Annotated in this window: 5 protein-coding genes; 4 read left to right on the forward strand and 1 reads right to left on the reverse strand. The window is 62.3% G+C overall.

All coding sequences use genetic code 11. From position 1 onward, the window contains the following. From GSM73_RS26640 to GSM73_RS01370, 4 genes are all read left to right on the forward strand, one after another. Positions 1–238, forward strand: a 238-nt coding sequence (locus GSM73_RS26640; protein WP_256676636.1) for an energy transducer TonB, incomplete at its 5' end; no start/stop codon positions are given. A gap of 294 nt (positions 239–532) precedes the next feature. Next, entirely contained in the window at positions 533–1453 is a 921-nt protein-coding gene (locus tag GSM73_RS01360; protein WP_047226181.1) for a hydrogen peroxide-inducible genes activator, read from the forward strand. A gap of 9 nt (positions 1454–1462) precedes the next feature. After that, the gene (gene recG / locus GSM73_RS01365) at positions 1463–3538 is read left to right on the forward strand and encodes an ATP-dependent DNA helicase RecG (RefSeq protein WP_047226182.1); all 2076 of its coding nucleotides are present in this window, start codon (positions 1463–1465) and stop codon (positions 3536–3538) included. A 78-nt stretch (positions 3539–3616) separates the two neighbouring features. Beyond that, positions 3617–5017: an aminoacyl-tRNA deacylase and HDOD domain-containing protein gene (locus GSM73_RS01370; protein ID WP_139048872.1), complete on the forward strand. Its 1401-nt coding sequence runs from the start codon at positions 3617–3619 to the stop codon at positions 5015–5017. A gap of 180 nt (positions 5018–5197) precedes the next feature. Here the strand turns inward: GSM73_RS01370 and GSM73_RS01375 are convergent, their stop codons facing one another. Continuing rightward, positions 5198–5575: a helicase gene (locus GSM73_RS01375; RefSeq protein ID WP_139048871.1), complete on the reverse strand. Its 378-nt coding sequence runs from the start codon at positions 5573–5575 to the stop codon at positions 5198–5200. Positions 5576–6059 lie beyond the last annotated feature (484 nt).

Here is a 6059-nt window from a genome sequence, read left to right on the forward strand (position 1 = left end):
CGCCCAGTCGCGCGGCAAGGAAGGCTTGAACCGTTTACGGTTCGTGGTGGACGGCGAAGGCAATGTGTTGTCCTTCGAGCTGGTGAGCAAGTCCGGCAACGCCGCCCTGGACCGGGCGACCCTGGAAATGATTCGCCGCGCCCAACCGCTGCCCAAGCCTCCGGCCGACATGCTGGTTAACGGCTCCATCGAAATCGTCGCGCCGTTCGTGTACTCCATCGACAAGCGTCGGCGTTAACCCATTGGCAAGCCCCTGTTACAGGGGCTTATTGTTTCTGGTGAAGGGAATGTATCTGTAGAGCAAGGGGCCTGTGGGAGCAAAACTTGCTCGCGATACAGGCACCTCGGTTCCAGAGAGGACCGCGCTCGCTTCATCGCGGGCAAGCCTTGCTCCCACAAATAATCCATATGCGTCGTTAAATCCCCTCACCATACCCACATTAGGCAGTGTCACACCGCGCCCCCAGTCTGATAACGTGCGTCTATCGATTGCAGCCGGTATGCTTGGCTCGCAACTTCACGGACGCTCGCCATGACCCTCACAGAATTACGCTACATCGTCACCCTCGCCCAGGAGCAACATTTCGGCCACGCCGCCGAGCGTTGCCATGTCAGCCAGCCGACGCTTTCGGTGGGCGTGAAAAAGCTTGAAGACGAGCTCGGCGTGCTGATTTTCGAGCGCAGCAAAAGCGCCGTGCGCCTGACCCCAGTGGGCGAAGGCATCGTTGCCCAGGCACAGAAAGTCCTGGAACAGGCTCAGGGCATCCGTGAACTGGCCCAGGCCGGCAAAAACCAGCTGACCGCCCCACTGAAAGTCGGCGCCATCTACACCGTCGGCCCGTACCTGTTCCCGCACCTGATTCCGCAACTGCACCGGGTCGCCCCGCAGATGCCGTTGTACATCGAAGAAAACTTCACCCATGTGCTGCGCGACAAACTGCGCAACGGCGAACTGGACGCGATCATCATCGCCCTGCCGTTCAACGAAGCCGATGTCCTGACCCTGCCGCTCTACGACGAGCCGTTCTACGTGTTGATGCCGGCCCAGCATCCGTGGACCCAGAAAAAATCCATCGACGCCGGCCTGCTCAACGACAAGAGCCTGCTGCTGCTCGGCGAAGGCCACTGCTTCCGCGACCAGGTGCTGGAAGCCTGCCCGACCCTGACCAAAGGCAGCGAAGGCGCCAAGCACACCACGGTGGAATCCAGCTCCCTGGAAACCATTCGCCACATGGTCGCCTCGGGCCTGGGCATTTCGATTTTGCCGCTCTCGGCGGTGGACAGCCATCATTACGCCCCTGGCGTGATCGAGGTTCGCCCACTGACGCCGCCCGTGCCGTTCCGCACCGTTGCCATCGCCTGGCGCGCCAGCTTTCCGCGACCCAAGGCCATCGAGATCCTCGCTGACTCGATCCGCCTGTGTTCCGTGGCCAAGCCGCCCACTGCCAAGTAAGCCCCGGCCATGACTGAGCTGTCGAAAGTGCCGGTCACGGCACTCAAGGGTGTCGGTGAAGCCATGGCCGAGAAGCTGGCCAAGGTTGGCCTGGAAAACCTTCAGGACGTGCTGTTCCACCTGCCGCTGCGTTACCAGGACCGCACCCGCGTCGTGCCCATCGGGCATTTACGTCCGGGCCAGGACGCCGTGATCGAAGGCACCGTCAGCGGCGCCGATGTGGTCATGGGGCGGCGCCGTAGCCTGGTGGTGCGCCTGCAGGACGGCACCGGCGGGCTGAGCCTGCGCTTCTATCACTTCAGCAATGCGCAAAAGGAGGGCCTCAAGCGTGGCACCCGCGTGCGTTGCTACGGTGAAGCGCGGCCCGGTGCGTCCGGGCTGGAGATCTATCACCCGGAATACCGCGCCATCACCGGCGACGAGCCGCCCCCGGTGGATGAAACCCTGACCCCGGTCTACCCGCTCACCGAAGGCCTGACCCAACAGCGCCTGCGCCAGCTCTGCCAGCAAACCCTGACCCTGCTCGGCCCCAGCAGCCTGCCCGACTGGCTGCCCAACGAACTGGCCCGGGATTATCAACTGGCGCCGCTGGCGGATGCGATTCGCTACCTGCACCATCCGCCGGCCGATGCCGATGTCGACGAACTGGCCCTGGGGCATCACTGGGCCCAGCACCGGCTGGCCTTTGAAGAGCTGCTGACCCATCAACTGTCCCAGCAACGCCTGCGCGAAAGCCTGCGTTCCCTGCGCGCCCCGGCCATGCCCAAGGCCAAGGATCTGCCGGCCCGTTACCTGGCTAACCTCGGTTTTAAACCCACAGGGGCCCAGCAGCGGGTCGGCAACGAAATCGCCTACGACCTGAGCCAGCCCGAACCGATGCTGCGGCTGATCCAGGGCGATGTGGGTGCCGGCAAGACCGTGGTCGCCGCCCTCGCCGCGCTCCAGGCCCTGGAAGCCGGCTATCAAGTGGCGTTGATGGCGCCCACCGAGATTCTCGCCGAACAACATTTCATCACCTTCCAGCGCTGGCTCGAACCCCTGGGGATCGAAGTCGCCTGGCTGGCCGGCAAGCTAAAGGGCAAGAATCGCGCAGCCGCCCTGGCGCAGATCGCCGAAGGCGCACCGATGGTGGTCGGCACCCATGCGTTGTTCCAGGACGAAGTGCAGTTCAAGAACCTGGCGCTGGTGATCATCGACGAACAGCACCGCTTCGGGGTGCAGCAGCGCCTGGCGCTGCGGCAGAAAGGCGTGGGCGGGCGGATGTGCCCTCACCAATTGATCATGACCGCCACGCCGATTCCGCGGACCCTGGCCATGAGCGCCTATGCCGACCTCGACACCTCGATCCTCGACGAACTGCCTCCCGGACGCACACCAGTCAATACCGTGCTGGTCACCGACACCCGGCGCGTCGAAGTGATCGAGCGCGTGCGCGGTGCCTGCGCCGAAGGGCGACAGGCCTATTGGGTGTGCACGCTGATTGAAGAATCGGAAGAGCTGACCTGCCAGGCGGCCGAAACCACCTATGAAGACCTCACCGCCGCCCTCGGCGAACTGAAAGTCGGGCTGATCCACGGGCGCATGAAACCCGCCGAGAAAGCCGCCGTCATGGCCGAATTCAAGGCCGGGGCACTGCAATTGCTGGTCGCCACCACGGTGATCGAAGTCGGGGTCGATGTGCCCAATGCCAGCTTGATGATCATCGAGAACCCCGAGCGCCTGGGTCTGGCACAGTTGCATCAGCTACGCGGCCGCGTCGGCCGGGGCAGTGCCGCCAGCCATTGCGTCTTGCTGTATCACCCGCCGCTGTCGCAGATTGGTCGCCAGCGCCTGGGCATCATGCGCGAAACCAACGATGGTTTTGTCATCGCCGAAAAAGACCTGGAATTGCGCGGACCCGGTGAAATGCTCGGCACGCGCCAGACCGGCCTGCTTCAATTCAAGGTAGCCGACCTGATGCGCGACGCCGATCTGCTCCCCGCCGTACGCGACGCCGCCCAGGCGCTGCTGGAGCGCTGGCCGGAGCATGTCAGCCCGCTGCTGGATCGCTGGTTGCGTCACGGGCAGCAATACGGCCAAGTGTGAGCACGCTCTCAGTTTCTGGGCGCGCCTGCCCGGCAAGCTGGTTATACTGCTGAACTTGTAGGAAAACGGATACAGACCATGACAGAAGCTGCCCTCGTCCCCGAAACCCCGCACGCTCCGTCTGTTATTCGGCTGTTGCTCGAGAAACTGGGCATCGGCTTTGACGAAGTAATCGAACGACCAGGCCTGAATCCCGCCCGTAAAGTGCAGGCTGTTTTGTTGCACGATGCCGTTGGCGCCCTCATGGTGCTGTTTCCGCAAAGCCAACTGCTGGACCTCAACCGCTTGGCCGAACTCACCGGTCGCAAACTCACGGCGGTGCCTACTGACCGTCTGGAGCGCATGCTCGGCAAACATAGCCTGAGCCTGCTGCCCGGCCTGCCGGCGCTGACCAGCTCCCCTTGCCTGTATGAAGAAAGCCTGCTGCGCGAGCCGAAGCTGCTGATCAACTCAGGCGAACCAGGGCTGCTGCTGGAAGTGACCAGCGAAGCCTTCAAGAGCATGCTCACCAAGGCCAGTGCCGCGACCTTCGGCGAAGCCGTGAGCAACATCACCCCCAACCTTGATCGCCCGCACGACGACCGCGCGGAAATCACTCAGGCTGTGCAGGCGTTCACCGCCCGACGTATCCAGCAACGGCTGGAAGAAACCATCGAAATTCCACCACTGGCCGAAACGGCGCAGAAGATCATCAAGCTGCGGGTCGACCCGGACGCCACCATCGATGACATCACCGGCGTCGTGGAAACCGATCCGGCCCTGGCCGCGCAAGTGGTGAGCTGGGCTGCCTCGCCGTATTACGCCTCGCCCGGCAAGATCCGTTCGGTGGAAGACGCCATCGTCCGGGTACTGGGCTTCGACCTGGTGATCAACCTGGCACTGGGCCTGGCCTTGGGCAAGACCCTGAGCCTGCCTAAGGACCACCCGCAACACACCACGCCGTACTGGCATCAGTCGATCTACACCGCCGCCGTCATCGAGGGCCTGACCCGCGCCATGCCGCGCGCCCAGCGCCCGGAAGGCGGCCTGACCTACCTGTCCGGCCTGCTGCACAACTTCGGCTACCTGTTGCTGGCCCACGTCTTCCCGCCGCACTTCTCGTTGATCTGCCGGCACCTGGAGGTCAACCCGCACTTGTGCCACAGCTATGTGGAGCAGCACCTCTTGGGCATCAGTCGCGAGCAGATCGGTTCATGGCTGATGCGCTACTGGGACATGCCCGACGAACTGGCCACCGCCCTGCGCTTCCAGCACGACCCACATTACGACGGCGAATACGCCGCCTACCCGAACCTGGTGTGCCTGGCCGTACGCCTGCTGCGCGCCCGTGGCATTGGCTCGGGTCCCGACGAGGAGATTCCCGACGCACTGCTCGAACGCGTCGGCCTGAGTCGCGACAAAGCCAATGAAGTGGTCAGCAAAGTGCTGGAGGCTGAGGTGTTGTTGCGCGAACTGGCTTCGCAGTTCAGCCACGGTTGAATAGGATCTCCCGGTAACTGCAGGTGAGTGAAGCTCTTGTGGCGAGGGAGCTTGCTCCCGCTCGACTGCGCAGCAGTCGCAAAACCAACTGACGCGATCCGCCAGGAAGGCCGCATCAACCCATTTTGGGGCCGCTTCGCAGCCCAGCGGGAGCAAGCTCCCTCGCCACAGGGTAAATCACTAGGCTTTAGCCTTTTTCGGCTTCAAATACCGCATCAACCCCTGAAACCAGATCACCAGCGCCGGGTTGCCCTTGATCTGGATCGACTTGTCCTGAATCCCGGTCATGAACGCCAACTGCTTGTTCTTCGCCTGCATCGTGGCAAAGCCATAAGCCGCGTCCTTGAAGGCGATGGCGAACGCAGGCGTCGGGTAAGTGCCGGACTGGCTGGTGATGCGCTGGTCTTTCACCGTGAAATGCCGGGCGACCTTGCCGTCCAGGGTTTGCAGTTGAAACACCAACTCCTTATCGCCCAACTGCTGCTGGAACGCCGGATTGGTCCGGCTGGCCCTGCCCATCAACAACCCCAGCATCCACAGCAGAAAGCGAAACTTCATGGGCACGGCCTCGTAAGAAAGATGAATGGCGGGAGCAGTTTAGCGATTCCACAGCGGAACGCCATCATCGGATCGCTTTAACGGGAGATGGATGAGTTTTCTCGCATGATGACTGCCAAGTCACCTTTTCACGTTTTTCGTTTCCTCTCAGGTTCCTCGGAGATTTCCTTCAAAACACCGGGCTGTTCATGAACTAGGCAGTGCTTCCGAGCGCCGCTAACCTTTGTCCGTCATCGCAAAAACGGTGATACGGACGTGCAAGTCCGGACTGGTACCCAATCGGTTATAGCTATTGACCGAGCATTTTTTTATGCTCGCGTCCGTTATGGCGATTGTGCGTGAGAGACCTTCGGGTCTGCCGGCGGTACCGGACCGGTCTTGCACACCTACGCACAGTTGCCGCCTCTTCGAATGCAAGCGAAAGGATGCCAACCCCAACTCTGGTACATGAATATGGTCAAGCCTTCACCGAATCCCCCACATT

It is taken from the genome of Pseudomonas sp. PICF6 (assembly GCF_009831705.1).
Taxonomy (GTDB): Bacteria; Pseudomonadota; Gammaproteobacteria; order Pseudomonadales; family Pseudomonadaceae; genus Aquipseudomonas; species Aquipseudomonas rhizophila.